Raw genomic sequence first — 26,846 nt, forward strand, 5'->3', positions numbered from 1 at the left:
GGCAGGCACTCTGGCTCACCGTCGACCTCCCACTCTGGTCGAGACGAACCGCTCCGCTTCCGCGATGATGCCTTTGCAGTCGGAATCGAGCGCGTTGTGCATGGGCCCGAAGTCCATGCTCAGGAGACGGTCGTGGATGCGGTACAGCATGTACCGCCGCAGCTGGAGCATGTCCGGCATGTCGTACGAACACAGGAAGTTGTGCATCTTCGCCTGCGCGTCGGCATATGCGTCCCCTGACGGAGACTGAGCCACCTTCATGTCGATGAATTCGCCATCGTAGAGATCCAGGAGCTCCCGAGCCTCAGGATACAGGGCGAGGTCGTCGAACTTCCGGATGTCGTCGAGATCGTTGAACAGATGGTATTCGAGCAGTGTGCGATCGAACGAGTTCCAGTCCCACTGGGCCTGATGGATGTCGAAGGAGACGCAAATGATGCGTTCGGCGACATGGTCGCGCCCGGTCACCTTCAGATCGGCGACCAGCTTTTCTCGGGTGCCGTTCTCGTAGTTGCTGGCGAGCATCGACGCCCACTGGATCTCGCGGGACAGGATCAGGCCGAACTCGCGACCTTCGCGATCGTCGATCCTCTTTGCTTCCCGAAGGTCGAGGAGCGCCTCACGGCAGCGGACGCGCTTCATGAGGAGGTTGGCGCGGTTCATGTACGGTGAGGGATTGGGCCACGCGGCGATGGATCGGGTGTAGAGATCGATGGCCTCGTTCGATCGGAACGCGACGGCTGCCTCCATGCCGAGCTTGAACAGGCGTTCCCCTTCGGCTCGACCGGTCCCTGTCGGTGCGGGGGCAGGCGCGGGCTTCACGCCCAGATCGGCCAGCACCGCCTGCCAGCGGCCGGCCATCGCGACGCTGCCTTGGGCGATGCAGTTGTCGTGGAAGTGCTGAGCGTACTTGCGCCGTATGCCGTTCAAGGCGTCCTTGAAGCCGGAAGTGTACATGACGAAGACGTTGGCGAGCATCAGGTCGGTCAGGCTCGGCGAGACGTGCTGATCCATCTCCGCCTTGACGTCCTTCAGGAAGGACACGCCGGGGTTCGGTGACTTGACGTAGGAATCCTCCGAGCGACGACCCTCGTATTCGATCTGGTGCAGACGCAGGGGCGAAAGCCTGGCTGCGCTCGCTGCCGTGCCTGCCGCATCGATCAGTCGGTCGTACTGCTCAGCCAGAAACCACCAGTTGTCCTGTTCGGTCGGAAGGAGAGCCGGAAGAGCGCTGGCGACCTTGGCTGCGATGGCCTGGAACTCTCCCGGCGCCGAAGGCCTGTCGACGTGGCCGATGTGCGGCAGCGCGATCTTCGTCCTGCCACCTCCGAACAGACTTCCGAAAACCATGCTATCCCCCGACTTCACACATTGTCCTGACACGGTGGACTCTGCAGACCGATCCATCAACCACCCGCCTCCTTGAGACGCATCGATCGTGAGGCTGTGGTTTCCGCGCAACGATGTCCGCTTCTTCTCACATCTTCCGAAACGGAGATCTGGCCCATGTTTCCGGGCCCATTTGGATGGAAGGGCAGGTTCAGGATCGAGATCGAGATCGCCTGTCCTCGGAAAAACGTCCTCGTGAACGGGTCAGTCGTCACATAGCACTGGCCGGGAACCAAAAGCGAACGTTATGCTGAGCAGGAGGAGCCTGCATGAAGAAGATCGGTCGCAGCGACATCATCGGACAGCATGGCATGGCGCACATCCAAGGCGTCGTGAACGGCATGGGCTTCATGTTCTATCCGACCGGCGGCGTCGAGGCGGGCATCGATGGCTACATCGAACTCCGGGACACGGACACTGGAGAGGTCAGCAACCTGCTCCTTCAGGTCCAGGGAAAGGCCAGCCAGCGGGAGCGACTGCAGGGGGAGACGGACACCAGCTTCGAATTCCCGTGCTCGGAAGCGGACATCGCGTACTGGATGCAGGGTACCGCTCCCGTGCTGCTCATCTTCGTCTGGCTGAAGGAGGGGAAGGCCTACTGGAAGTCGCTCAAGGACTGGTTCTCGGACGCTGAACGGATGAAGGCGCGCAAGGTCGTCTTCGACAAGGTTGCCGACGAGTTCACGCCAGCGGCCAAGGCCGGGATCGTATCCGTGGCCGCTGCGGCCAGACCGGGAGCAGCTGGGCCGAGCGTCCGTATGGACGAGGAGCTGCTGATCAACCTGGTCGGTGTCGAATTCTCGAAGAGGATCTACTGGGCACCGACGAGACATGGTTCCGACAAGTCGTTCGGTGCGGCACTCCGGGATCTCGATCGGCGGGCCGGTGCGGAATGGATCGTCCGCGGTAAGTCGGTCCTATCCTTCCATGATCTGGACAAGTGGCCTTGGAACCAGCTCTGCGAAGCGGAGGCGATGGAGGAATTCGACGTCGACGAATGGTCAGACAGCGATGACGAGGAACGGCAGCGGGACTTCGTGGCGCTGCTGAACCGTGCGATCGGGGAGTTCGTGCGCCCGCACCTCTATCACGATCGCGATTCCGGTGCGTTCTTCTTCAGCAAGCCCCGTGATCGGGACAATCTGAACCACGCCTACCGAAGCCTGCTCAACATCACCAGCAGACGTGTCGTCGGGGGCTACGGGAAGAGCAAGGAAGATCCTCGACGACCGTCATACTGGCGGCACTCCGCCTTCCAGCATCATTTCGTCCGGCTTGGCGGTAGATGGTTCGTGGAGATCACGCCCACCTACCACTTCACGTACGACGGACGGCGGGCGGATCGTTTTGCGGGTGAACGGCTGAAGAAGATCAAGGAGAAGGAGAACAACGCCGCCGTCATGGGTCAGTTCGTGATGTGGCGCGAGTTTCTCATCGCCCAGGGACAGGGCGACCTCCTGAAGGGGGCGTATCCCTTCATCTCGTTCAAGGCGATTGACCAGCTCGGGCTCGAGGTGGGCGTGCCTGACGAATTGTGGAAGTCGCAGGAGGCCGACCCCTCCTCTCCACTGTTCGAATATGCCTTGGTGGGCGAAACGGTCGAGGACGTCGCGGAATGAAGCTGACCCATCTCAAGGAACCGCCGCTCGAGTTCGGCGGCACGATGCGTCATCCGGACATCAGGTTCGGTCTGATGGACTATGGCCCGCTCGATGCGGGTCTGGAAGGCGCCCCCAAGCGGATCAGGCTCGGCGTCGTCGGTAGCGGCGAAACCGTGGAAGGCGTCGCGAGATGGATCGAGACGTGCTCGACCGGGCTTCCGGCCAAGGAAAGCAGACAGCCCAACCTGTTTCCGCCATTCCCCGGAACCGGACTGGAGGAGACGTTCCGTTGCGAATTCGTCACCTCGACCGAACTGCAACGTGTAATACCGCCGCGGGAGATCGCCCGACTGGTGGCCATTCCCGGTCAGCGCGACATGACGCGCGCGGTGGTCGAGACGATCACCAACGAGATCGCCGTGCTGTCCGAGCGGAGCACGAAGCCCGACGTTGTTCTTGTTGCACTGCCGGTCGAGATCATCCAGCGGACCTACAATGCGAGGAACGCGGCCGGCGGCGAGGACGCCGACGAGCTCGAGGCGGGAGCCGATCTCGACTTCCGCGGCATGTTGAAGGCCGCATGCATGCGTCTTCACCTACCGATCCAGCTGCTCTGGCCGACCACGTTCGATCCGACCTTCAAGATCCCACGCAAGCTGAAGGAGTCTAGCGATCGCAGAACGCAGGACCAGGCGACGATCGCGTGGAACCTGATGACCGCGATCTATTACAAGGCCGGCGGTCTGCCTTGGCGCCTCGCTCGGGACGCACGTCAGCTCCGGACGTCGTTCGTGGGCCTGAGCTTCTATCGGTCTCTGGATGGCGAGCGCATACATACCAGCACGGCGCAGATGTTCGACGAACGGGGTGAAGGGCTGATTCTCCGGGGCGGGCGCATGGTCGAGAGCGAGGAGGACCGGAAGCCCCATCTGACTGCCGAGGACGCGTACGAGCTGCTGAGCAACTCGCTGCGCGTCTTCAAGGATCAGCACGGTCACTTCCCGGCGAGGGTCGTGCTGCACAAGACGTCCCGTTTCGACCGCAACGAGTTGAGCGGCTTCCACAAGGCCATCGACGAGCGCGACATCGACTATGCTGACTTCGTCTGGGTCCAGAAATCGATGACCCGCCTGTATCGGCTGGGGGTGTACCCGCCCCTTCGCGGATCCCTGGTGCGCTTCGACAAGGATCAGGCACTCCTCTATACTCGAGGAAGCGTCGAATTTTTCCGAACCTATCCCGGAATGTACGTACCTCGACCGCTGATGTTGCGGTGCCAGGCGCTAGGTCAGCCGCTTCAGCACATCGCGGAGGAGATGCTCGCCCTGACGAAGATGAATTGGAACAATACTCAGTTTGATAACGGCTTGCCGATCACGATCGCCGCGGCGAAGCATGTGGGTGAAGTGCTGAAGTACGTGGACGAGGGGCAGGTCATCGCCCCACGATACAGCTTCTATATGTAGGGAGACGGCCTTGAACGATGCAGTGGCGACGAAGCGCGGCCTTCGGGAGGAATTGGCCGCGGTGCTCGAAGACCCGTCGCGGGACAGCTTCCGCAATCTTCTCCGGGATCATACCGGTGAAGCTGCCAACCTGGACTTCAAGGCGGAGTGGCCGGCTGACGAGAAGCTGGCACGTCATGTCCTGGCGCTTGGCAACAGCGGTGGAGGCTGCATCGTCATCGGCGTGGCCGAGCGTGCGGACAAGTCGCTCGATCCCACCGGCCTGACCGAGTTCAAGGACAAGGTCGATGTCACGAAGAAGGTCAATCCGTTGATTCCGGACACGCTGATGCGGAATCTTCACATCGACGACTTCGCGTACGAGACATCGGACTATCAGGCCCTGCAGGGAAAACGCTTCCAGCTGGTCTCGGTACTGCCGAACCCCGAACATCTTCCGTACGTCGCGGAGCGCGCGAACGGCGACGCTCGAGCGGCCGCCATATACGTCCGCCGTGGCACCGAAAGCGTGGAGGCCAGCCACGAGGAACTCCAGCACATCATCAACGCGCGCATCGCCACCGGGCACTCGACGGCAGCGGCGATGAAGCTCGAGGATCATCTCGATCAGCTGCAGGTGCTGAACGATCGCATCCCGAAGACGCTGGTCGTTCGACGGATGGGCGTTGCAGATCTTGCGGCCCAGTTGCAAAACTTGTCGGCGCTGTCACTGTTCGGTGGCTCTAATCGTAGTCCCAACCCTGACTACCCGAAGGAGGACACCCAGGCTTTCATCCGAAGGATGTTCGAGGCGAAGAAGGCTAGGATCCAAAGGGATCTCGACGTCGAGTGACGTCAGGCTTGAAGGATCGTCGGGATGTCCTGTTAGTTCGGTGGGTTCGATCCCGTCGAATGGAAGGCGATTGCGGGAAAAGCCGGCGATCCAGGCGTCCAGAATTCGGCCGAGTCGGAATGCACTGCGTAGAAGGATCGATCCAAGGTCGCGCGAACGGGCTGCGAAAGCGTAACGGCCTCGACGGTCCATTCATGCTCGCTGAGCCGCTCCGTCCGGAAGCCGACCGGGAGCGCATCGCCGTCGGCGATGAGCCGTTCGAGATCACCCAGATCGAACGCCGCGGGTTCGATGTCCGGCATGTCGTCCAGTGCAGCTTCGTCGTCGTCAAGATCGACGGCCGGCGGTGGACGGTTCAGATCCGCGGCGATCATCGCTTCCACGTCGACGACGGCTCCTGACAGGGCGAGCTCGGCGATGCGCTTGCTGACCGAGGAGAGGATCGGCTGCAGGCCTCCCACCAGGGATTCGAAAAGGCTGATGCGCGACGAGAGGGACTGATAGACCTGGGTCTCGATCGTGTCCGCATAGTGCAGGTTGACGATCCTGATCTCGTCGAAGCGTTGTCCGAGCCGATCGACCCGGCCGATGCGCTGTTCGACGCGCATCGGATTCCACGGCATGTCGTAGTTGATCAGCGATCCGCAGAACTGAAAGTTGAGGCCTTCGGCTGCGGCATCAGTACAGAGCAGGATGTCTCCTTGGCCCTTGGCGAAGCGGCGCTTGATGTCCGCCCTTGAGACCCACCGCCAGCGTCCGTCGGCGCTGCGGATCTCGCCTCCTCGGCCGGAGAAGCAGATGACCTCACGGTTCGTGCGGTCGGCTACGAAGTCCCGTAGCGCGTCCATGGTGTCCGTGTAGCCCGTGAACACCATGGTCTGCTGGTAGCCCTCGGCTTCCAGTTTCGACAGTTCCTCGACGAGCGCCATCGCCTTGCTGTCCGGAGGAAGCTGCTTCACCGCGGTCAGCAGTTCCTCGATCGCCGCGGACTCGAGGAGCTGCCGCGCTTCCTGGTCGAGGACGGGAGTGTCGTCGACGTCGACCTCCTCACCTTCGTCCTCAAGACCGAGCATGTCGTCTTCGATGGCTTTCGATCGCTCAAGGCGTCCGCGCAGCGAGCAGGCCAGCGCCGCGAAGCTGGATGACAGCCGCTTGCGGTAGATCGTGAGGATGAAGCCGACCGCAGCACGCTTCTTCTCGTCCGCGTTCGCGTAGGCGTCGGTGATCAGCTTTTCGGTCGCCTCGTAGAGTTCTCGCTCCTCCGCCGACATGTCGACGAGGCGATCCCGGACATCGCGGGTAGCAATGCGCACGTCCAGCTTTCCTGCGGCCTTGTAGCGACGCAGCAGAGCGCGCGTGTGTCGCGAGAGAAGCGCGGCGATCGGTGTCCAGCCCTTCAGGATCCGGATTGCAGCGGTCCGCTCCGTCGGCGTCAGGCGCCGCCGTTTGATTGACGAGGCGCCCCGGAGGGCGGAGAGCACGGTCTTCACCGCCACGCGGGATAGGGGCGCATTTCGCCCGCCCGCGCCCATCCCCGCCGCGCGCGTCTCAGCGAGTTCGCCGTATGTGCGTTCAGTGGCTTGGAAAAGTGCAACGCACGCCTCGAACTCGTGCGTCGGAACGTTCGGCTGACGAAGCGCCTCGAAGTAGCGCTCGAAGTCGTCCGCGGTCCACTCGTCGGGCAGCCCCAGCAGCGACAGCAGGTCGTACAGCTCGAGTCCGTTGGTCTGCAGCGGCGTGGCGGTCAGCAGTACGAGACCCCGCGTACGGTGCTTCAGCTCGCGAAGAAGACGCATGAGCATGTTCGGCTCGGACTTCCGACCGGACCGTGAGACGCGAGCGTGGTGGGCTTCGTCCACCACGACCAGATCGTATTCCTCGGCACCGACCAGTTCCGGCCAACGCTCGCGCCGTCGGGCGAGATGGCTCGACATGATCACGAACGGCTCGCGCGACCAGTCCGATCGAGATACCGGCATGGCAACAATCTGCTTCGTTGCCGGATCATACCGGAGCATGTTCTGGCCGTCGTACATCGGCCAGTTCAGTGCGAACTTCTCACGCAGCTCGGCCTGCCACTGCGCGCAGACGTTGGCGGGTGCGAGGATGATGCCTCTGCGCATGCGGCCCGCGAGCCAGGACTGCCGTAGGATCAGGCCGGCCTGGATGGTCTTGCCCAATCCGACCTCGTCGGCGATCAGCAGCCTCGGAGCATGATCCCGATGATCGCCGTACATGCGCAGGAACGCCTTGCGCTGATGCGGCCATGCATCGACGGGGCTCGTGGCTTCACCGACCCAGATGCCACCCTCCGGATCGTTCGCAGCGACAGCGATGCGGTCCCACAGGGAGGTATGGCTGGCCGCTTGCTCCACCGCCGCTGGATTCTGCACGATCACGGCAGGTGTTGCGGGTTCGTTCGGCTGATCGTCCCGGTCGTCACGTCGCGCGTCGTCGATCCGGGCGGGTATCTGGTCGTCGGGCGGCAGGAACTTCAGCAGCGCGTCGCGGATCGCGGTCGGAACGTCGACAACCAGGATGCTTTCGGCTCGGTTGTTCCAATATCTCGCGAAGCAGGTGTCCTCGTCGTCGACGTACTCAGCAGCGGCGCCCCACGACGTGAACACGCTGATCGACTCGCCGTTGAGCTTCCAGCCCTGATAGGTCTCGTTGAGAGACCCGGTGAACGCCAGCCGGTTGCCGGTCTTGTCCTCGATGACGCCCGATTTCTCGTGAAAGATGACTGTGCCCGCGATTGGCTTGCGCGTCCCAGGCACGCATCGCACCGCGATGCGCACGTCGAGCAGTCCGTGCGCTACCAGCCAAGCGAGCAGTTCGAGCGCCTTGCGCTCGTCACCTTCCGGCGCGTCGGGCAACGCGTCGCCGACGCGATCGGCAACGAGTTCCGCCATCGCCAGACCGCTCTCAATTGCATGGACCTCGTCCTCGTTCAGGGTGCAGCCCACGATCAGGCGCATCCGTCCTTCGTTCATCGCCAGGTGCTCGATCCCGGCCGATGCGAGCGCCAGCCCGGCCGCCGTGAAGTAGCCGGTGATGCGATCGTATCGCGTCGCCGTGGAGAGCGCCGGGACGTAGAACTTCCGCACGAGGTCGCCGTCCTCGCGCGTGAACTTGCGTTTCCAGGTCCGGTCCGTGAGCAGCATCAGTGGGCCTTCGGTTCTGCGATCATCTGCTCGCGGGTGGAGCGGCCGGCGTTGGCGGAACGGGACTTGGCGGGGTCGGCGTTGGGGCCTGGTAGGCTGGCGCGCGGGGCGGCGGCGTCGAGCCCCGGCGATCGGTGTCCGGGAGCGACGGTGGCTGTGGTCGATGGTTTCTGTCGGTCATTGGTCTGCACCACGTTGGCTGTCGTGAAGGAGAACAAACATAGAAGACTGACGGGAAAGGTCCAAAGGGAAACGCCATTCAGTACGTCTACGCTTCGGGTTGATGGCGGGGTGTGATCGTTGAGCGCGGACCGCCGCTTGTTCGCGGCGTTGCGGGCGGCCTGGAAGCTGATCGTCAGTGCGAGAAGACCGACGAAGTTGAAGAACCAGGCCGCAAGCAGAGCCGGCTTGAGCACGGCATCCTTCAGCGGAGCGACGTCTCCGACGAACGCGATCGAAGCCGCGAAGAGCGCCGTATGGACGAGACCGACGAAAGCGTCGCGGCCGGCATCGTTCTGGGCGTGAGCCAGATCGATGCCGTCGCGTTCGTGATTGTAGTCGCTCTCCGACCGCATCGTGGATCAGGCGTCCAGCGGATCGTACAGGGACAGCTGCTTCGGCGCGCCGATCTCATCGCCGTAGACGATGCGGCGGAGCTTCTCCAGCGCATCGAAGTCGTCCGCAGCCGGCTTGATCGCATCGTCGGCTTCGATGCCGGAGAACGTCTTGGACGGCGGCAGGACCTCTAGCAGGACTTCGAGAGCCACCTTGAACTCGTCGTCGTCGAGCAGGCCGTTCGCTTCCAACATATCGCGAGCGGCTTCGACGCTGGTCTTCTGTGCCGTCTGAGCCGCGTGATGGAGCGCATCGATCATTCCACGCGAGCCGTTCGCTGGACCCAACGCACCCTTGGCGACGCGCGTGGCCGAGTCCCACAGCTTGAGATCCGACCCCTTCTTCTCCGCCAGTCGTCCAACGACTTGGGTCATGTCGAGACCGACGGCACGCGCCAGCCGCAGACCTTCGTCGTAGGCGAACTGCGGTGCGCGGAATGCGTCCCACGCCAATGCGACCCATGCGGTAGCGGGGTCCATGTCATTCGCTGCACGCCGGTCGGCGAGCTGAGCGAGACGCCATGCCTTCACTTCGCGACGTGCGGCGTTCAATGCGTCCTCGGGGCGCACGGCGTAGGGATCGAACTCCTCGAGCAGATCACCCTGAGATCCCCTCTTCGCCGGCGGTAGTGGCGCCGGGTTGCCGCGGGTAAGCGGCCAGTGGCGTGAAAACGCCTCCAGCGCAGGACCAAAGCTCGCTAGGTAGAGGTCGACGCCGGTGATGCCGGCGATCTGGAAATCCCCAATGCGTTCGCGAACCGCCTTCGCGACGAGCGGCTCGACGTCTTCCCAGTAATTTGCTTCATCGCCTTCATCAATACGGGGCCGGCAGACTAGAAAGATCGTGGAGTTTGCGGCAGCCTTATCCTTGATGTGTAGCGACCCTGAGGCTTCGGTGTTGACCGGCCAGGACGCCGTGATGACGAAGCCTGCGTGCATCAGCGACATCGCCAACGCATCCCACGCGCCTGTATCCTTATGCGTGAACATGACGGTCATGATGCCGTCGTCCTTCAGGACGCGACGACATTCGGCGAAAATGCCAGCCATCTTGTCCTGATAGTCGCGGTTGGCGAGCTTGGCAGCACCCTTCTGCCCTTGGAAATGAGTCTTATTGGCGACCGCCTCACTTTCTTTGTCGGCGAGACGGCGGGTGAACAACTCTGGCACGACCAGGCCGGCAGTGCGTTTGAGCCAGACGTAAAAGAAGTCGGACAGCTCGGCATACATTACGTTGGCGCCGTAGGGCGGATCCATCACGACTGCGTCGACCGATCGATCGGCGATGTGTGGCATTGATGCCCCAGAGCCGTTGGTCACCGCAATCGTTCCGGTGACTTTCTGTACGGCATCCAGCATATCACCACGCTTATTGGCTCCGACCATTCCAATAAGCTCTCGTAGGGACTTGCCGGTTGCCTCGATCGCCCAATCGAAGCCCATGCCTTCGATGAGGAGGGCCATCTCGGCATAGGACCACTTGAATGCAAAGTCGTGTCGATCAAAGGTGTTTGCCAACGTCTCACGATTGACGATCCAACGCGTCATCCGCGAATTATAATCGCGTAGCTTGTCCATACCGATGGCGACATATACATAGGCCATCGCGCGAACTTCTGTCAGCGAGCCGTTCGATCGATCAGCTTCCAACATTTCTTGAAAGACCTCGACGGCTACCCCATGCGCCAATAGCTGGCGCGGTGAGAACATATCCCTCCAAAGGGGCATACCGTACTGGCGGGGGCGATCGTCGTTAGTATTTTCGGGATACGCCTCGTTTGGCACGATATCCATCGCCTCCCACTCAGGAAGTTTGTCCGATAGTAAAGTAGCTACGAGCCCGCGATTGTCATCATTGGCGGTTGGCGCGCGATATCCGCGCACCCACTTCATCCGGTTCTTCCCGGTCTTGGTCTTGGTAATCACCTGTCTTTTGTAGACAACCGTGAACAGTTGCTCACCCATTCCGCCTGCTTGGGCTTGGCGTTTGATCTCGTCGCCATCAATCGGACGCCCACAATCAGGAAACGGACAAATTCCATCGCCACCAGCTATCGTGCTTGGAGCGTGATCCTTACTGCTATCGACGATCTTGAAAGTGCAATGGCGAGCCGTGTCTCCGACGCCTGATGCCAAGTGCGTGACGATCGCTACGCCGGTTCCGTCAGGCGCAAGGCGCCAGTTAGGTGACAACGGCACCTGACCGGCACAGTATGGGCAGGCGATCGTGCGTGCCCACAGGTAAGCGTCGGGGCGGCAGTCCTTTTCGGGTTCCGCTGGGAACACGGTGGTCAAACGTGCTCGCACCTCACTTGCCCAAGTTGGTCCGATTGCTTCGTATTCCTGCAGTAGTTGGGCACCAAACTTGGCAGGATATTCGATTGTAGCTTTCTCGATGAGGCTAGCGACGGGGTTCAGATCGTTCGCAGCTGCCGACAGCCCCAAGCGGTAGGCCTCGAAAGGTATCGCTCCACCGCCGGCAGTTGGATCAAGGACCACGAACTCCTTATCTCCCAGGAGGTCGCCGAGCTCTTCCTCAGTAGGGTTGTGCAGGAAAGCTCGCGGATACCCATAGGCGTTAGCGCCGAGCCGCTCGCCTTGACGATCGGCGCGAGCGATCCGAACCCGCGCAGCAATCGGATCGCCGTGAATGCCGAGCGCATGCTTGAATGCGTCGCGATCCGCGTCCTCGGGCAGGATCGAAGCTAAGACTGCCGCGCGCGAAGCCACCAGCGGCCTCCGCGCCCACCAAACATGCAGCCGATTGGGCGCCGGGAAAGGGGTCATCGGGGTGCGCTCGCGCACGCTCTCGATGCCGATCTCGGCGATGGGCAAATAACGCTCGATCAGGCGAGTTGTCATACGGTCGTCTTTCAATCAGCGAGCGGTTGAAGTGAGAAGGACTCGAAGCGCGGTCAGCACGCGGCGCGGGTTCTTGCGGTGTACGGCCATGCCCAGCCAGTAGGCGGCCTCCTCGCGCGGCATCTCCTCGATGCCTTCCGCTACCTGCACCATCGCGGAGCGCGATCGCATCGGCGCGAGCACGCGGAACATAAGCGCGAGGCGGAGGGCAGCCGCCTCGTCGATGGGAAGACGGAGGCCATCGATCGGCATCACGTCGAGCCGGATGCCCGCGTCCTTCAGGCGCTTGAAGATGCGGATCTGGTTGATCTCCAGATTACGACCCGCCAGTCCGGCCACGCGGATCGGCGTGACGATATGCGGACTTGCGGACGACGGCATCTGCCAGATGTCCACCTGCAGTTCGTTGCCGACGCGTCGCGCGCGCACCTCGTATGAAGGCTGGATCGCTGGCCGGTTCATGTAGTCGGCTTTCATTCTTGCATTCATCATGCTGCCACCTCCGCAGAGGCTTCCACGAACGCAGCGGCGGAGCCGAAGCGCGTGAGGCGCTCGGTGATCTTCTCCGCAGCGTCCGTCGTGAGATCCAGCCCGTCGGCGAAGGTCATTCGGATGACGACGTCGAACCGCTTCTCGCTGGCTGCGCGGAGCAGCGGCTCGACGTACTCCTTCAGGCTCTTCATCTCGCCGATCGTACCATCCGCCTTGATCGTGAGATCGCCGCCGGCAGCCGTGGACAGATCCCCGTCGATCTCGACGCGCTTGATAGCGTCGGGCACGGCATCGGCGACCGCCAGCAGCTTGAACGCATCTGCGTACTCGAAGGGAGAGATCGTCAGGGAGGCCAGGCGGCTGGCTTTGCTACTGCGTGCCTTCTGGAAGACGACCGTCAGCGCTTCCTTCAGGACGCCCTCGTGCGTGAAGACCGCACCCGCTCCGTAAGTGCTTCCAGGCTCCCTCACGGCCGATGCCGCGCCGGCGCCGCTCGGCGTTCCGATGACGGGCGTCGATCCGCCAACCTGCTGGAAGCCCTGATCCTGGGCGCCGTTCGTCGACGACCCGGCCGGACCGTCGCCACTGGTGGCAGTGCCACCGGACGGCGTGCTGACCACCACCCTCGGCCAGATGCCGTGCTCCTTGGCGTAGTCGGCGGTGAAGATGACCGACGACTCGTCGATGACGATGCTCGGCATCGGCTCGCCCTGACCGGCGACGAGATCCTCGCGCCTGTAGACGAAGAGGCCGTCCTCGATGCCCTTGCGGACCATCTTCTTGAACGGGTCGTCGCCGATGTGCATCGGCAGGCTGGCGTCCTTGCGGAACTCCTCGCGAAGCGCCGCCGTCGTGATCTGCCGCTTGAGCTTCAGTGGTGTCCGGTCACGGATGAACGCCGGCGCGTCGGGCGCGTCCTCCGGCGACTTCAGCTTTCCGCTGGCGGCGAGCTGCCGGACCACTTGGGTCTGCCCGATCCCAGGATTGGCTGCCGTCGCGGGATTGTCGATCGATGCGTACGCCAGACTGACCAGTCCCTCGCCAAGCGCCGCCTTCGACGGGTATAGGAGGTGGCGATAGCAACCTTGGATTGCGACGGCGACCGACGACTCCGCCCGGCTTTCCAAGCGAAGGATCTCTTGCTGCTGGTGTTCGGCGAGGTCGATCAGGCGTTCCGGACGCTTCAGCTCGGACAGCGCCAGGCGGCGGGCCATCGCCTCGCGCATCTGCGGGACCGTGCGTTCGTCCGCCAGCAGGAACACGAGGTTGTTCCGCAGCATCCGGAACTTGTCGCCTTCGCTGCCCTTGCGCGTGTACATGTTGGCGATGAACTCGGGAACCTCTTCGAGCTGCGACGAAACCTCTAGCGTCTCGTGCTTGACGACCACCAGCCGCGGCTTCCCTTCGCCTACGTCGTCCGGCACGTCGAACGCGCCGGCCGGGAATAGGATCGGGTCGAATGTCGGTCGGGATCCGCTGAAGATGTCCTTGATCCGGCTGTCGAGCTCGAGACGCACGCGCTCGGCATCGATGCCCTTCTCCTCTCTCGCGATGATCTGCGTCAGGTTCGCCTCCGCATTGAATCGCAGGGGCGCACCGGGGCGGTCGTCGAGATAGGCGCTGTCCGTCTGGAAGCGGACGAGGCTTGCCTCCAGCAGGTCGAGATCGGATGCCGGCGATGCGATCGAATAGCGCAGCTGCGCTGGCGTGATGCCACGCAGCTCGTTGTTGAAGGCCAGCGTGTGCACGAAGATCGTTCTGGCGGCATACGACGCGTAAGGCAGCAGGCCTGCGTTGACGTCGACATCTATCTGCTGCGCCAGCGCCGGCTTGCCAGAGGAGCCTGCGACGTCGTTGTTGATCGCAGGAACGAAGGCCGACTGTCCGAGCCTGGTCGTGAACTCCCGCTGGACGCTGTCCTGGCTGAGGTCGATGTGATGCGCGTGGATCGCGTAGGCGTCCGCGACGCGGCTCTGCCATATGCAGGAGATGGTCTTCGCGAGTATGCGTAGCATGCCGCGCACGCGCTGGAAGTCGGCCAGCGTCGACGTCTTGTCTGTGAGGGTGTCGATCAGATCCGGATGGAAAGGATAGGTGTCGATGAGCTTCGAGCCCCGAGCACCCTCCCGATTTTCGACGCGCTTGTCCGCCCAGATCGGGGCGAAGGCTGTTGCCACGTCAGCGGCACCCGACCGGACCTCTTCGAACAGGCGCCGCCTCAGCACCGCCACGGTCTCGTCGTCGCCCGTAGGGTTCAGGATGGTCGCCTTGCGGCCGGAGACGCTCTCCGCCTCCGAAATGAGTTTCGCCACGGCCTCGTTCTCCGCGGCGAAGGCGTCGGTCGCCTTGCCGTCGGAACGGACCGCCAGCGTGAAGACGATCGCGGCCCTCGGCGAGGACTCCACTGCGGAGAACAATGCCTTGATGAACCCGGCGAGCTGATCTCGGCCACCTGCGCCGGGGCTCTTGCGCAGGTACTCCCCGATCTCGTCCAGAACGATCAGCGACGGCTGGTCGCCGAGCAGTTCCGCCAAAGTCTCCGAGCCCGGCGCACGGCGTTCCACGTCGGACGCCCGGACCCGCTCATATCCCTCGCGACCGCGCAGCTGATAGGCGAGTTCGCCCCATGGCGTGTAGGCGAGAATGCCGTCTCCCATCGAGCGGCCATTGGTTGGGTCAGCCGCTTCGCCATCGAAGGCCGCGACTCGTGCACTGCCCGACATGATGACGTCGGTGAATTCGGACATGTTCGGAATGGCTGCCGCGTTGCGCGCCGCATGGATCAGCGCGATCAGACCGTGGGTCTTGCCGCCGCCGAAGCTCGTATCGAGGCGGAACACGGAGGAGACGGCGCCGGGTGTACCGGACAGCCGTCTCAGCACCTGATCGAGAAGCTCGCGGAGACCTGCCGTGGGATAGGTGTTCTCGAAGAACCGGACGGGATCGACGTAGTCGGGCTTACCTGTCCCGTTCACGACGGGTCCGAGCCTTGCGGCGAAGTCCGCATCCGCCATCGTACCGGACAGCACGTCCTGGCGAGGGACGCAGAGGTCGTAGATCGTTGGCGTGGTCACTTGTTGCTTTCCCCTATCCCGGACGTCCTCAGGCGGACGACCACATCGTGCATTCTTCCAACCCGCTCTTCGAGAAGCGTGGCCAATCTGTCGTTCAGGTCCGAAGGACGAGCGCTCGAACCCGACAACCAGTAGCGAACCATCCTGTCGCTGGTCCCGAGCGCCCTTGCCAGATCGCTCTGCCAGCGAAGGCCGAACAGCAGCTGTCCGACTTCGATCAGGACATCATCGGCTTCCTCAGGCATGTTTCCTAATTAGAGGAAATGGCATTCAGCCGCAATGGCTCATTGCTTCACCCGGCCACGCCGATTTGTGTGGAAAGCCTTATCTGCTCGCGTAGGTTCGATCGATTGTCCGAAGCGAGGTTTCGATGCGTCTCAATCCCCAGCACTTCACGGTCGCCAAGCTCATGCAGAGCAGGCTTTTCAGGATACCCGATTATCAGCGGGCATATTCCTGGCAGAAGCGGCAGCGAGCCGACCTGTTCGAGGACATCAGGGAGGTGCATCGGACTGGTCGCGATCACTTCATGGCTACCGTCGTCGGCCTCGCTCGGGATATACGGATGATAGACGCCGACGAGTTCGGCGTCGTCGAACTCGTCGATGGCCAGCAGCGCATCACGACGCTCGTCATCCTCATCAAGGCCATCGAGAAGGCGCTGAACGTCGACGATCAGACGGAGGGCAAAGTCCGGGAGGACCTGCGCAGGCTTCTGGTTAAGGGCGACGACCACAATCTCGTGCTTCTTCAGACCAACCACGACAGCAGCGACGTGTTCGCGAGCTACGTCAAGGATGGAGTCATCAGGCGGGATGCGGTCGTCACGGCTGCCGATGAGAATGTCGTCAACGCTGCGGTAGAGTGCGAGGCCTTCGTTGCCAGTTGGACCGGTCTCGGCACGCTCGTCGATCTCGTTGCCACCATCCGCCACAAGCTGTCGATGATCTACCACGAGCTCGACGATGAAGGCACCGTCTACCGTGTCTTCGAGGTTCTCAACAGTCGGGGCCTAGACGTCCGTTGGATCGACAAGACGAAGAGCCAGTTGATGGCGTCCATCTTCGAGTACGTAGAGAAGGGGTCGAGAGCGGATGGGCTGCACGAGATGCAGAACATCTGGAAGGACGTTTACCGCCGACTTGGCCTCGACGATGACCTCGGAGACGAGGCGCTTCGGTTCGCCGGCACGTGGTCGGACGAGGCTCGTCCCAACCGTGTCCTCAGCGAACAGGATGCGTCCGCGGCCTTGCTGAAGGCGGCCGGAACGAGGCTCGCTACGATTGTGAAGGCGGCGGCTTGGCTGAAGTTGGTGGTCGCGAAGGTCGTGGATCTGCACAACGACCAGCGTCGAGCTGCGGTGACGCGGATCGGGCAAGCCAGGTTTCTGGCGATCGCGATCATGCTCCGTGGCTTCGAGGAGAAGACCGAGGCGATGCTTCTCGGCGCGTGGGAACGGGTGACGTTCAGGATCTTCACGTTGGCCGGCAAGGACAGCCGGACCAAGGTCGGTGAGTATATCCGCTTGGGCTACGACGTGTTGAAGAACGACATGAGCGCCGACGATATACTGAAAGCGCTTGGCGAACTGGCGGAGGGGTTCGACATCGAAGACATCATCGACGAGAACACGTGGGACGACTGGTACGGCGGTTACAACGAGGAGGTCCGGTATCTGCTGTTCCGCTACGAGGAGCATCTGGCGTCCATCAGCGGCGTGAAGATCAACGAGTCTCAATGGGCGAAGGTCTGGGCGGCGGATCCGGCCAAGTCGATCGAGCACATCATGCCCCAGAGTTCCAACAAGGGGTATGTGCACGGGCTCGGAAATCTGGCGATGCTTCCGCCAGGCGTGAACTCGTCGCTGAAGGACAAGCCTCCCGAGGACAAGGCCTCACGCTACGTGGAATGCGGGATGAACGCGACGATGGCGGTCGGGCGGGCGATCGAGGAAGGTCTGAAGTGGAACAAGGATGCGGTACGAGATCGTGCTGCCAAGATCGAAGCATTCGTACGGACAGAGTGGGGAGGCTGATCAGCGGCACCTTCATCGATGACCCAATGAAATGAGCCCACCCCATGCGACGTTGAGCATGGGGTGGGCTGGGGATGACGGACTCGGTTCCAGCAGTTGGCTACGGCGACATCCCAATCTTTCAGTCAGGTGTTGTAGGCGATTCCCGGAATCTGCTTGCCCACTTCGTCGTCCGCCAGCGTCGCGACCACCGCTTCGAGCAGGTGATGCGTCAGGCGATCGGATCCGTAGCTGGTCGCCAGCTCCCCCCACGTCGGCCAACGATCCATTCGGATGCACAGCCATTCGTAGAAGCGGTCGCGCTGTTCGTCGGACTCCAGCCCCAGGGTCCACACCGTCTCGAAGATCGGCACCACGCCCTCTCCTCGCTTTGACAGGATGATCGAGGGCCGGCCCGCTTCATGGCGGCGCAGAAAGGCGACGTCCCAGCGCGCCGCCGCCTGTTCGACGCGCACCAGCCTGTCCTCCCGCATTTCGGGTCCGAGGCCCAGCTCGAAGAGCTGGGCGATGGTCGCGGCGGACGGCCGCTGCCTCCGCACGTCGTACGGTCGCGTGGCGAGCAGCATGTGGATCACCGCCATCCCCTCCGCCGTCACGGCCTTGGCACCGTGCCCGTTCTCCGCCAGTTCGATCAGGCCCTCCTTGGCGAGCCACAGGTGGAACAGACAGAGGTACAGCCTGCTGGACTCGAATAGATCGTGCGCCTGCTCGTAGAAGGTCGGCTTGCGCCGCACGGTTGCAACGAGAACGGCGTGCATGGTCTCCAACAGTTCGTGAGGCGGTTCGCGGTTGTAGTTCGACATTCCCAGCCGACCGTTCCAGAAGGCCGCGCGCAGTGAGGCCCAGCGTTCGCCGGTCTCCTCGTCGACGAAGACCGTCTCGCCATCGACGTGCTCGCCCCTCAGCCAGTTGCCCCAGGGCAGATCGGGATCGAAGACGCGCGCGGTCAACGCCTGTACTCCGTGTCGGAGGGAGCGATGATGGTGGAACCCGGGTCGGCGGATCGCGGATCGCGGCCCTCCTCGATCGCCTTCAGCTGTGCTGCGAGACGCACGCACTCGCCGTAGACGAAGGCCTCGGTCTTGTAGGTGGGGTCGTCGACGCCGAACGCTGGCGTCCGGGACCCCCGCGGGCGGCGGGCGTCCTCCGGCAGGAGGTCGGTCCGCTGATTGCAGCTGAAGCCGAACCACCAGGCGTCGTCGTCCGCGGCTTCGTTCCGATGGACGCCCTGCTGGAACCCCGGAGGGACGCCGTTGGGGTGGCACACGCTGCGATCCTCATCTTCCCAGTCCTCGCAGGCGGCGGAATAGTCGAGACCGCCGTGCACGCCGATCGTGATTCCCGTGAGGGTTCCGCTCTCGCGGCCGAAGAGCGGATGGCCGGGCGGGACGGAGACGTATCCCTGGAGGTGTCCGCCCTCCGGGTTGCGACGGATGATGCATCCGTATCCCGACATCGGATCGGTCCATGCGATCTTGTCGGCTTCCGTCGCCCACGGTCCATCGTTCGAGGGGTGCACGTCCGGCACGTGATAGACGGCATCGACGTGGACGAGGCCGCCACCGTCCTTCCACGGACGGTGCAGGTCGGTTGCGGTGTTCGCCACGACGGGCAGCGAGATGGTGGAGGGCTTCTTCCTGGGCATTTCGTTCTCCTCGGATGAAGTCCGCCGACGCGGCGGACCGGTGGTGGTGATCGACGATGTTCGGTGTCCGCTGCTCAGGCGTGGAGGAGCAGCCACTCCTCGTTGAAGTCCTTCCCGGCACGGGGGACGAGGTCCTCCGCGGCGAGGCCGGCAGCCGCGTACGCGGCGATCGCTGCCGCTGCGGCGGCTCTGCCCGGTGCGTCTGCGTCGCCGCAGACGATCACGCTCTTTACTTCCGCTGGGAAGCGGACGTGCGGCAGGTTGCCATCGCCCACCGCCGCCCAGACGCTGGCCCCGGGGAACATGAGTCTCACCGCCAGTCCGTCCTCGACGCTCGCCGCCAGCATCACCGTCTCCGCGACGGGACTGAAGCGGACTGCGCAGCCGCGCACCCGGCCGAGCGACAGCCTCGGCGTGCCACGGGTCGACTTGCGCCCCTCTTGGTCGAGGAAGGTGCGCTGGATGCCAGCGAGCCGGCCTTCGCGGTCTTGCAGCGCCGCGATCATCGCCGGCTCGCGTCGACCCTCGCGACCGTCCGCATCCCACCAGCGCGCGACGTGCGAGTGGCGGATCGATCCGGGTACGGCGTGGCCGATGCCCCGGTTCGTGAGGTACGTCTCGCTCAGCGACCAGCCGATCGGCGTCGCCTCCTGCCAGATCTGACGGGCCCGCCTCACCGACTCCGCGCGACGCATCGCGATGATGACCGGGTTCTCGAGCTTCGGCGGCACGATGGTCGCTGTGCCGACCAGATCGAGGCAGGCCTGGCGGAAGTCGACGTGATGGAGACGCCGATGGAGTTCGATCACGTCGCCGCCCGCTTCGCAGCCGTGGCAGTGGAAGACCTGCTTGCCCTCGTTGACGAAGAAGCTGGCGGTATCCTCCGGGTGGAAGGGACACAGCCCCTTCAGTTCGTCGCCGCTCTTCTTCAGGTCGGTCGCTTCCGCCGCGACCCTGGCGATCGAGGTCTCCGCCTTGATGCGGGCGACGTCGATGCGCCCCTTCTCGTCCATGTATCTGGCCGGGAGGCCGATGCTGTCCATGTGCATGCTCCTTCGCTGGTCAATCGCCACGTTCGCGGTGGTCTTGGGCCTCTTTCCTTCGGCCCCTGCCTCCACCGCCCGGCTCAAGCCGGCCGGCGCTTCCGCGCCGCAGTCACTTTCATCGGAGATCCGCCCGCGCGTTCGCGCGCGGGCGCAACCATCCCGATCCGGGCGCCGTTGGCGCCCGGCACCTTCCCGAACTCAGCTCGAGCGGCGGGAATGCAGGTCGATCGAACCACCACGATCGCCCAGGCTGATCCGGGTGACGGCATGGGCCAGCAGGAACGGCGATGGAGGACGCAGTCCCATGCGGTACGTCCACCAGTCGGCGGCCGCCCGCTGGTTCAGCAGCATGTCCTCGCGCTTCGTGCCTTCGGGCCACTCCGGGCCGATGCCCGCCTGCGCCGCCGCCACCAGCATCGGTGTTCCGAAGTCGACGAGCTGGCCGAAGATGGAGTCCCGGATGAGCGCCAGGCTCCAGTCGAAGGTGTTGGTTGCAGGCACGTTCGCCGCCAGGATCTCCTTCGCGTAGTCCTCGGTGTCCTCGTCGCAGGCCAGCACCTTGCCGTAGGTGTCGACGACGAGCGGCCCCCTGGTCCTCGTCCCTGCTGCGGCGACCACCGCCGCCGCAGCGGCATAGCCCACCGCGACCTCGGTCATCCTGCCGGACGGATCGGGCAGCTTCAGGAGACCCTGCTGCCGATCGATCATTTCGATCGGGGCCGCCGCGATGCTGGAGCCCGAGCATCCCAGGAGGGTGGCGAGACGCACCAGCAGCGCGGGCGGTTCGGAGTTGGTCTTCGATGCGCGGTGGATCAGCGCGATCTGGTCGGGCGAGAGGTTTCCGCTCGCGAGCGGAAGATGATGTACGTTGTCCATGACGATGTCCTCGTTGTTCGCCGGAAGCCGTGGGGCGGCCTCCGTCCTTGCTGACGGGCTGCATTCTGCCGACGTCGCGTCGGGACGCGGACCCACGGCCGAAGTCGTGGGCCAGCGCAGGCAGGCGGATCAGTTGGTGGGGTCGTATTCGCTGGTCGTGATGGCGCGGTTGCGGTCGATCCAGGCGTCGAGATCGTCCGGATGGTACCTCACCGCCGTCCCCAGCTTGATGAAGCGGGGCGAGTTGTCGCCCTTGCGGCCGTAGAGCCGCATCTTCTCCAAGGTGTTCTTGGCCAGTCCGCAGTACGTCGCGGCCTCGGTGGTGGTCAGCAGGGGGCGGCGGCCGTGCGGCGTGGCGGGTGCGGCGCTGGTGACGTGGGTCTGCATTCGACTTGCTCCTCGTATGCCGCCTTGGGATCAGGCGGCGGAGCACTTCTTGTATGCACGGCAATCGACGTGATCGTCGGCAAACATCCCCGGCGGGGGGTGGACATTGTTGGAGAGGTAATCCCAAGATATCGCCGCGGCTGACATGGCCGCGATGCCGATGGGGAGCGATGAATTGATCACCATGGGCCTACGGGCCGCTCCCAAGATCGTGACGTTCGCGATCTACGATTCGACGGAGCAGAACGTGCTCAACGTCGAGGACATCGTCGTTCCGGCCGCCTTCGAATGGCCTCAAGCGCTGAAGTACGTCAGAGGCAACGTGCTCGACATCATGCGCGAATACGGCGTGGTGCGTGCAGGGGTCAGAACCAGTGAGCCGGTGGCGCAGCGTCCCTCGGTTGATCGCATGCAGATCGAAGGCGTCTTGCAGGAGGCGTTCGCCAGCAGCACGCTCGAAGCCTATTTCGCCGGCCCCATCTCCGTCATGGCGGCGAAGCTCGGGATGGCGCGTACGGCAGTGCTTCCGATGATCAAGCAGGCGCGGAACGACTTGGACGTCGAGGGTTGGGATCAATTGTCAGAGGCCAGACGGGAAGCCGTCCTCTGTGCCATTGGAGCCGTGAATGCTTAGGCCACACCGTCGCGCGGAGCTCAATCTCCGCTTCCTCCGTGAGATCGGTCACGACGGCCAGAACAGTCGGACCTACGTTGCCCACGACGCTCAGCTCAATGCCGAGATCGTCATCAAGGAGATCGCGAAGGCACGTCTCGATGTCGGCCGCTTCTTCGCGGAAGCGCAGGCGCTGTATGCAAGCGCCCATTCGAACGTGGTCCAGGTTCACTATGCCTGCGAGGACGATGACAGCATCTATGTGGCGATGCCGTTCTATCGACGCGGTTCGCTGAAGGACGTCCTGTCGCAGCGCTTCCTGAGCGTACGGGAGATCGTCACGCTGGGCTGTCAGGTTCTGGCGGGCCTGCAGCACGTCCATTCCAACCGATTGGTCCACTTCGACATCAAGCCCGACAACGTGCTGCTGTCCGATCGGGGCGAGGCGCTGCTGTCGGACTTCGGCCTCGCGAGTCCGATCGGGGCGCGAGGCTTTGCCGAGCTCGATGTCCCTTATATCCGGATACTGCCGCCCGAGGGGTTCTCGGGATACGAGTTCCCAAGGACGTTCGACATCTATCAAGTCGGCGTCCTGCTCTACCGGATGTGCTGCGGAAACGAGGAGTTCGACCGTCAGTTCGGTCGCTTCGTGACGAGCACCGCTGCGGGCGATCGGTTCGATCGGAACGCCTTCCGGGTCGCCGTGGTGAATGGCCAGTTCCCCGACAAGCGGATGTTCCCCGCGCACATCCCGGAACGCATGCGCAGCGTGGTCCGGAAGTGCTTGGAGACGGATCCAGCAGCGCGGTTCGGTTCAGCCCTGGATGCTATGAACGCATTAGGGCTGGTCGAGGGCGCCCACCTGGACTGGGTGTATTCCAAGCCGCCGGGTTGCCAGAGGTGGGAAAAGAACGTAGAGGGAACGAAGTACGAGTTCGAGTTGTCCGACGCGGGCGGCACCACCTGCTACCGCATCTCGTCGACGGGAGCACGGAGAAGGGTCACGCCGGGTTGCACCGACGGCATGACCGATAGGCAGGTGCGGACATTCCTCGGAGACACCTGATGTCCAGAATCAGGAACGATCCCGGCAAGTATCAGACGCGATCCGATCGTCTTCCTCAGGTCGAAGGTCGTCCTTCCCCCTGCGCGCAGCGGAAGGCTGAACGCGAAGAGGGATGGAGATCGGCACCGATCGATGGTGGATGGTACATCGACTTCCGTGATCGGAAGCGGGACTGACGGCGCTTCAGGCTGCGAGGAGTATCCCTACCTGATTGGTGTCGTCGGACGTCGGCGCGACCGCGGCCCATGCCGCCTTCAGCTGCCGCTCCGTGAGCGTATCGCCTGAAATCTCACGACATGCCTGCCAGACGTGGCTCGGCCACCGCGGCACGACCCGAACGTCCGAGCCGTCCGGCTGCACCGGACCGTACAGCGTCGGGAACGTCTCGTTGTACCCGGTGATCTCGACGCCGCGGAAACGGGCCGGAACATGGAATGTGCCGTCCGCGTCACAGAACCTGTCGTAGGGGTGGGGCGACCTGAACGGCCCCTCGTCCTCGAGGCTGGCGACGTGGCATGGACTGGCGGTGGAGATCTCCACGTAGTCCGAGCCGATCAGTCGCAGGGAGATGTGGGAGACGCTTCCCTCCTCGTCGTCGAGAGGGATGACCCGACAGTCGACCAGATGGAACGGGTGATCGTCCCAGTCGCGCGGATCGTCCACGTCGTAGTCGGGCACCTTGTCACCTGGCACATCCGGTCCGTTCGTGGAGACGTAGGTGCATTCGGATGGGGACCAGACGATGCAGATCGAATTGAGCGGAAAGCGCGCGACGTTGCGTCTCACCACGTCGAGCAGCGCTTGGCGCTGGCTGGCGTTAATGGGGGTGTCCTGATGGAGGCCGCACGCCCGAGCCATGGCGCTGCCGTCGGTTCCGTCGATGGGCGCGATGGAGTCGAGGAACTGGTCGAGCCGGACCCGTCGATCCAGATCGCAGCGCTGTTCGACGATGAAGGGGAATGGTCCCGGAATCGGCCGCGTGGTCATATTTTTCATCCTGCGATGGAAGCTCCTCGCTGGATTTCCATGACGTTCTCAAGAGCCTCTCGGTCTCCCGCCATTGGCGATGTGCGGGAAGTCCTTCTTCACCCGCTCCCTGGCCTGATCGAAAACCGAATCCGAGAACGGACGATTGATCGTCTTCGCCACGATGTGCCGGAGGGTGTCCTTCCTCCAATCTGATGGCCTGGTGCTGAGGTAAGCGCGTAGTGCCTGCTCACATTGGACGATGAGGCGGTCCTGCGGGGTCATGCCGCCGACCGGACGATCGGCCGGTAGCGCTCGACCGCTGTTGAGGGCCAGCGGCTTCTCTCTTGCGTATGCCGTCAGCTTCTTGGTGAGACCTTCGGTCTCCAGGAAGATATGATGCGTGCCCGCAGCCGCCGATGGCGTGCCCGGCGTCATGCGGCAGGAGGCAAGTCGCCCGACGGGATCGTCCATCTCCCAGTCGGAAGGATCGATGTCCTCCAGCCGTCCTCCTCCGATCGGGCGCGCATAGGTGCGGATCGATCCCCGGGCGGCCAGCTTCGCAATCGCACCGGCTATTGCCCTGGCCGCCAACCGGGCATCGTGACGAATGCTGTTGTGCGTATCCGTTTCAAAGAGTCGGACCTCTTCCTCATCCGTCCATCCGACCGGGCGACTCATGCCTTCGTCGATCGAGAGCTCCTCCGTGACTGAGCCGGACCCATCATCGAATACTCGGCGATTGGGGGCGGACCAGTCCAGCCCACGGGGGAGCGGCAGATTGTGGTCACCAGCGTGCGACAGGAGATGGTCCTCCCAAGGATCGATCATCGCACGCCCGAGACGGATCGCGGCCTCGGCGAGGAATACATGTCGACTGGTCGGCCAAGTTGAAGGGTCGGAATACCATTCGGTCCAGTCAACGGAAGAGATGCGGTCCTGCTCGACTCCGTCTTCCATGATGCTCCATCGCCTTGACATGGACGACGGAGCATTTCCTCCCTCGGCCCTCCATCATATGATAGACGGACATACGGTGGTGTCCATCGTGATGGCGGGCTCGAACGGCTTACTACATTCCCTATTTGACCTTGCCCTCCTTCGCCTTCTTGACCCTCGCGTCGTCGTACTTCCGCTGCGGCCACGAGGACCGGAGCTTCTGCCACATCGGCTTGATCTCGAACCTGCCGAGAGGGGCGAGATCCTTCCCACCCGGCCAGGCGTCGGGCCTCTCCATGAGGGCGTCGAGGTGCGTGTTCCACGCGTCGACGGCCCGGCGGACGGCCGCACGGCGCTGGGCGCGGTTGTACTTGCTGCGCGGCACCTTGTGAGCGATCGCGAATTCGAGGTCGTCGCCGGGTAGGTTGAACGGCTCGTCCGCCATGATCGTGACGCCCGTGGTGCGGAAGTCGTGAGGCACCCAGTGCTCGAACTCGGCCATTGCGATGCCCTCCGCGTCGGCGAGGTCGATGCGGCGCTGGACGTGTGCATCGATGTTGGCCTTGTCCTGCGTGGAGACCTTGATCGATTTCGACCCGTCGAAGCTGAATACGAAGCCGCGCCGCTTCCTGGGATCGGGATGGAGCCGTTCCAGGATCGCGACCACCTGACGGGGCAGGTCCATCACGTGGATCTCCTTGGTCTTCATCCGCGACGCGGGGATCGTCCAAAGCCAGGTGGCCTGGTCGATCTCCTCCCAACGCATCGCGGCGACCTCCTCCTTGCGCTTGAGGGTGCGCATGATGCACTCGTAGACGAGGCCGTGGGTCGTGCCGTTGTCGCGGAAGGCTTCCAGCAGGCGCTGGATCTCCGCCTGGCGCAGTACGCGCTCCCTTACGACCTGTGCCGGCACATCGAAGGCGTCGGCGGGAGACTTGGCGATCGTGCCGCGCTTCCTGGCGTCGTTCAGGATCACCTTCAGGTAGATCAGCCCCCAGGTTCGCGCCGAGATCGATCGGAGCGCCAGTTCCTTGAGGAAGGTGTCGATGTCGCCGGAGGTGAGCCGGTCGATGCGCTTGTCGGGCATCAGTCCCGCGACGTCGCGGGACAGGATGCGTTCGTGCTGCAGGGTGAGCGGCTTGCGCTCGATCTTGCGGCGCTCGATGTAGTCGGCGACGTAGGTCTTGATGACGAGCGACTTGGAGGCGTCCGCCTCCCTCGCTTCTGCGCGGCGCTTGTCGACCGGATCCACGCCCCGGCTCTTCTGGAAGGCGTGCTCCTGCGCGATCTCCCGCGCCTGCGCCGGCGTGACGTCGCCGAGCCTGCCGATCGTGATGCGCCTGGCGGGCCGCATCGGCAGGCGGTACTGGTAGACGAACACGACGATGCCGTTCTGCTGACGGTACGCGCCGAAGCCCAGCAGGCGGTCGTCCCAGACGAACTCCTTCCGGCCGGGCGCGGACGGTGGGATCGACTTGATGGTGTCCTTGGTGAGGGTGCGGCGTTCTCGCGGCAAGGTCGATGCTCCTTCCATTGGTCGGAGTCACTGTTGCCGCCCTCGATCCTGGTCGCGCCCCATGGAGGCCAAGCACGTCAGCCTGTCGGCGCCGAGCGATCCATCATGCCTTGCCATGCGCTTCAGAAGGGCCATCTACCGTCTGTCGCTGGCACTGCCGTATGTCACCCGTCTTCGGCGTCCGTTCTTGTCATGTTCCAATATCCGCTGGTGTTCTGGGCAATCGCCGGGTAATCTCCACGAACTAAACCGTGGCCATTGGG

The 26,846-nt window shown here is 63.5% G+C and carries 21 protein-coding genes; 6 read left to right on the top strand and 15 right to left on the bottom strand.

Going from position 1 to position 26,846, the window contains the following annotated elements:
- Nucleotides 1-15: 15 nt before the first annotated feature.
- Nucleotides 16-1,350 carry a hypothetical protein gene (locus NS355_RS08060; protein ID WP_153008133.1) on the bottom strand — a complete coding sequence of 445 codons (1,335 nt, stop codon included), beginning with the start codon at nt 1,348-1,350 and terminating at the stop codon, nt 16-18.
- 308 nt (nt 1,351-1,658) lie between these two features.
- Between NS355_RS08060 and NS355_RS08065 the strand changes: the two genes are divergently transcribed.
- Genes NS355_RS08065 through NS355_RS08075 form a run of 3 tightly spaced genes read left to right on the top strand, consistent with a single transcriptional unit; the run spans nt 1,659 to nt 5,288 of the window.
- Nucleotides 1,659-3,008 carry a DUF4365 domain-containing protein gene (locus NS355_RS08065; protein WP_058745238.1) on the top strand — a complete coding sequence of 450 codons (1,350 nt, stop codon included), beginning with the start codon at nt 1,659-1,661 and terminating at the stop codon, nt 3,006-3,008.
- A complete protein-coding gene (locus NS355_RS08070; RefSeq protein ID WP_058745239.1) occupies nt 3,005-4,456 on the top strand; it encodes an argonaute/piwi family protein in 1,452 nt (483 codons plus the stop codon). The genes NS355_RS08065 and NS355_RS08070 overlap by 4 nt, the downstream gene beginning before the upstream one ends.
- 10 nt (nt 4,457-4,466) lie before the next feature.
- Complete coding sequence (locus tag NS355_RS08075) at nt 4,467-5,288, top strand: AlbA family DNA-binding domain-containing protein (RefSeq protein ID WP_058745240.1); 822 nt, start codon at nt 4,467-4,469, stop codon at nt 5,286-5,288.
- A gap of 32 nt (nt 5,289-5,320) precedes the next feature.
- On the opposite strand, the gene NS355_RS08080 is transcribed toward NS355_RS08075, so the two are convergent.
- From NS355_RS08080 to NS355_RS08105, 6 genes are read right to left on the bottom strand one after another with little or no spacing between them, the layout of a single operon-like run.
- Nucleotides 5,321-8,452 (bottom strand): SNF2-related protein, encoded by a 3,132-nt coding sequence (locus NS355_RS08080; RefSeq protein ID WP_209445043.1) that lies wholly within the window; start codon nt 8,450-8,452, stop codon nt 5,321-5,323.
- Nucleotides 8,452-9,027, bottom strand: coding sequence for a hypothetical protein (locus tag NS355_RS18970; protein ID WP_058745241.1), 576 nt, complete (start codon nt 9,025-9,027; stop codon nt 8,452-8,454). The genes NS355_RS08080 and NS355_RS18970 overlap by 1 nt, the downstream gene beginning before the upstream one ends.
- A 6-nt stretch (nt 9,028-9,033) precedes the next feature.
- The gene (locus NS355_RS08090; protein WP_058745285.1) at nt 9,034-11,928 is read right to left on the bottom strand and encodes a DUF1156 domain-containing protein; all 2,895 of its coding nucleotides are present in this window, start codon (nt 11,926-11,928) and stop codon (nt 9,034-9,036) included.
- Nucleotides 11,929-11,943: 15 nt separating this feature from the next.
- On the bottom strand, nt 11,944-12,405 hold the full coding sequence (locus NS355_RS08095) for a DUF7680 family protein (protein ID WP_209445044.1): 462 nt from the start codon (nt 12,403-12,405) through the stop codon (nt 11,944-11,946).
- A gap of 11 nt (nt 12,406-12,416) precedes the next feature.
- Nucleotides 12,417-15,494 carry an ATP-binding protein gene (locus NS355_RS08100; protein ID WP_209445045.1) on the bottom strand — a complete coding sequence of 1,026 codons (3,078 nt, stop codon included), beginning with the start codon at nt 15,492-15,494 and terminating at the stop codon, nt 12,417-12,419.
- On the bottom strand, nt 15,491-15,739 hold the full coding sequence (locus NS355_RS08105; RefSeq protein WP_058745244.1) for a hypothetical protein: 249 nt from the start codon (nt 15,737-15,739) through the stop codon (nt 15,491-15,493). The genes NS355_RS08100 and NS355_RS08105 overlap by 4 nt, the downstream gene beginning before the upstream one ends.
- Nucleotides 15,740-15,864: 125 nt before the next feature.
- On the opposite strand from NS355_RS08105, the gene NS355_RS08110 reads away from it, so the two are divergent.
- Complete coding sequence (locus NS355_RS08110) at nt 15,865-17,529, top strand: DUF262 domain-containing protein (protein ID WP_058745245.1); 1,665 nt, start codon at nt 15,865-15,867, stop codon at nt 17,527-17,529.
- Nucleotides 17,530-17,654: 125 nt separating this feature from the next.
- Here the strand turns inward: NS355_RS08110 and NS355_RS08115 are convergent, their stop codons facing one another.
- The 5 genes from NS355_RS08115 to NS355_RS08135 form a co-directional block, all read right to left on the bottom strand.
- On the bottom strand, nt 17,655-18,479 hold the full coding sequence (locus NS355_RS08115; RefSeq protein WP_058745246.1) for a hypothetical protein: 825 nt from the start codon (nt 18,477-18,479) through the stop codon (nt 17,655-17,657).
- Nucleotides 18,476-19,174, bottom strand: coding sequence for a hypothetical protein (locus tag NS355_RS08120; RefSeq protein ID WP_058745247.1), 699 nt, complete (start codon nt 19,172-19,174; stop codon nt 18,476-18,478). Before NS355_RS08120 ends, NS355_RS08115 begins: the two co-directional genes overlap by 4 nt.
- A gap of 74 nt (nt 19,175-19,248) precedes the next feature.
- Nucleotides 19,249-20,217: a DUF7146 domain-containing protein gene (locus tag NS355_RS08125; RefSeq protein WP_058745248.1), complete on the bottom strand. Its 969-nt coding sequence runs from the start codon at nt 20,215-20,217 to the stop codon at nt 19,249-19,251.
- 201 nt (nt 20,218-20,418) lie between these two features.
- Nucleotides 20,419-21,096: a hypothetical protein gene (locus NS355_RS08130; RefSeq protein ID WP_058745249.1), complete on the bottom strand. Its 678-nt coding sequence runs from the start codon at nt 21,094-21,096 to the stop codon at nt 20,419-20,421.
- A gap of 129 nt (nt 21,097-21,225) precedes the next feature.
- Entirely contained in the window at nt 21,226-21,483 is a 258-nt protein-coding gene (locus NS355_RS08135; RefSeq protein ID WP_058745250.1) for a helix-turn-helix transcriptional regulator, read from the bottom strand.
- A 145-nt stretch (nt 21,484-21,628) separates the two neighbouring features.
- Between NS355_RS08135 and NS355_RS08140 the strand changes: the two genes are divergently transcribed.
- Both NS355_RS08140 and NS355_RS08145 read left to right on the top strand, forming a co-directional pair.
- The gene (locus NS355_RS08140; RefSeq protein WP_244489600.1) at nt 21,629-22,117 is read left to right on the top strand and encodes a hypothetical protein; all 489 of its coding nucleotides are present in this window, start codon (nt 21,629-21,631) and stop codon (nt 22,115-22,117) included.
- Nucleotides 22,110-23,162, top strand: a complete 1,053-nt coding sequence (locus NS355_RS08145; RefSeq protein ID WP_058745251.1) for a serine/threonine-protein kinase — start codon at nt 22,110-22,112, stop codon at nt 23,160-23,162. Before NS355_RS08140 ends, NS355_RS08145 begins: the two co-directional genes overlap by 8 nt.
- A gap of 183 nt (nt 23,163-23,345) precedes the next feature.
- Here NS355_RS08145 and NS355_RS08150 read toward each other — a convergent pair whose 3' ends face one another.
- The 3 genes from NS355_RS08150 to NS355_RS08160 all read right to left on the bottom strand — a co-directional run bounded on the left by NS355_RS08150 (nt 23,346) and on the right by NS355_RS08160 (nt 26,583).
- Nucleotides 23,346-24,149: a hypothetical protein gene (locus NS355_RS08150; RefSeq protein ID WP_153008134.1), complete on the bottom strand. Its 804-nt coding sequence runs from the start codon at nt 24,147-24,149 to the stop codon at nt 23,346-23,348.
- 48 nt (nt 24,150-24,197) lie between these two features.
- Nucleotides 24,198-25,088, bottom strand: coding sequence for a hypothetical protein (locus NS355_RS08155; protein ID WP_058745253.1), 891 nt, complete (start codon nt 25,086-25,088; stop codon nt 24,198-24,200).
- A 121-nt stretch (nt 25,089-25,209) separates the two neighbouring features.
- A complete protein-coding gene (locus NS355_RS08160; protein WP_167345428.1) occupies nt 25,210-26,583 on the bottom strand; it encodes a tyrosine-type recombinase/integrase in 1,374 nt (457 codons plus the stop codon).
- Nucleotides 26,584-26,846 lie beyond the last annotated feature (263 nt).

It is taken from the genome of Sphingomonas yabuuchiae (assembly GCF_001477495.1).
Classification (GTDB): domain Bacteria; phylum Pseudomonadota; class Alphaproteobacteria; order Sphingomonadales; family Sphingomonadaceae; genus Sphingomonas; species Sphingomonas yabuuchiae_A.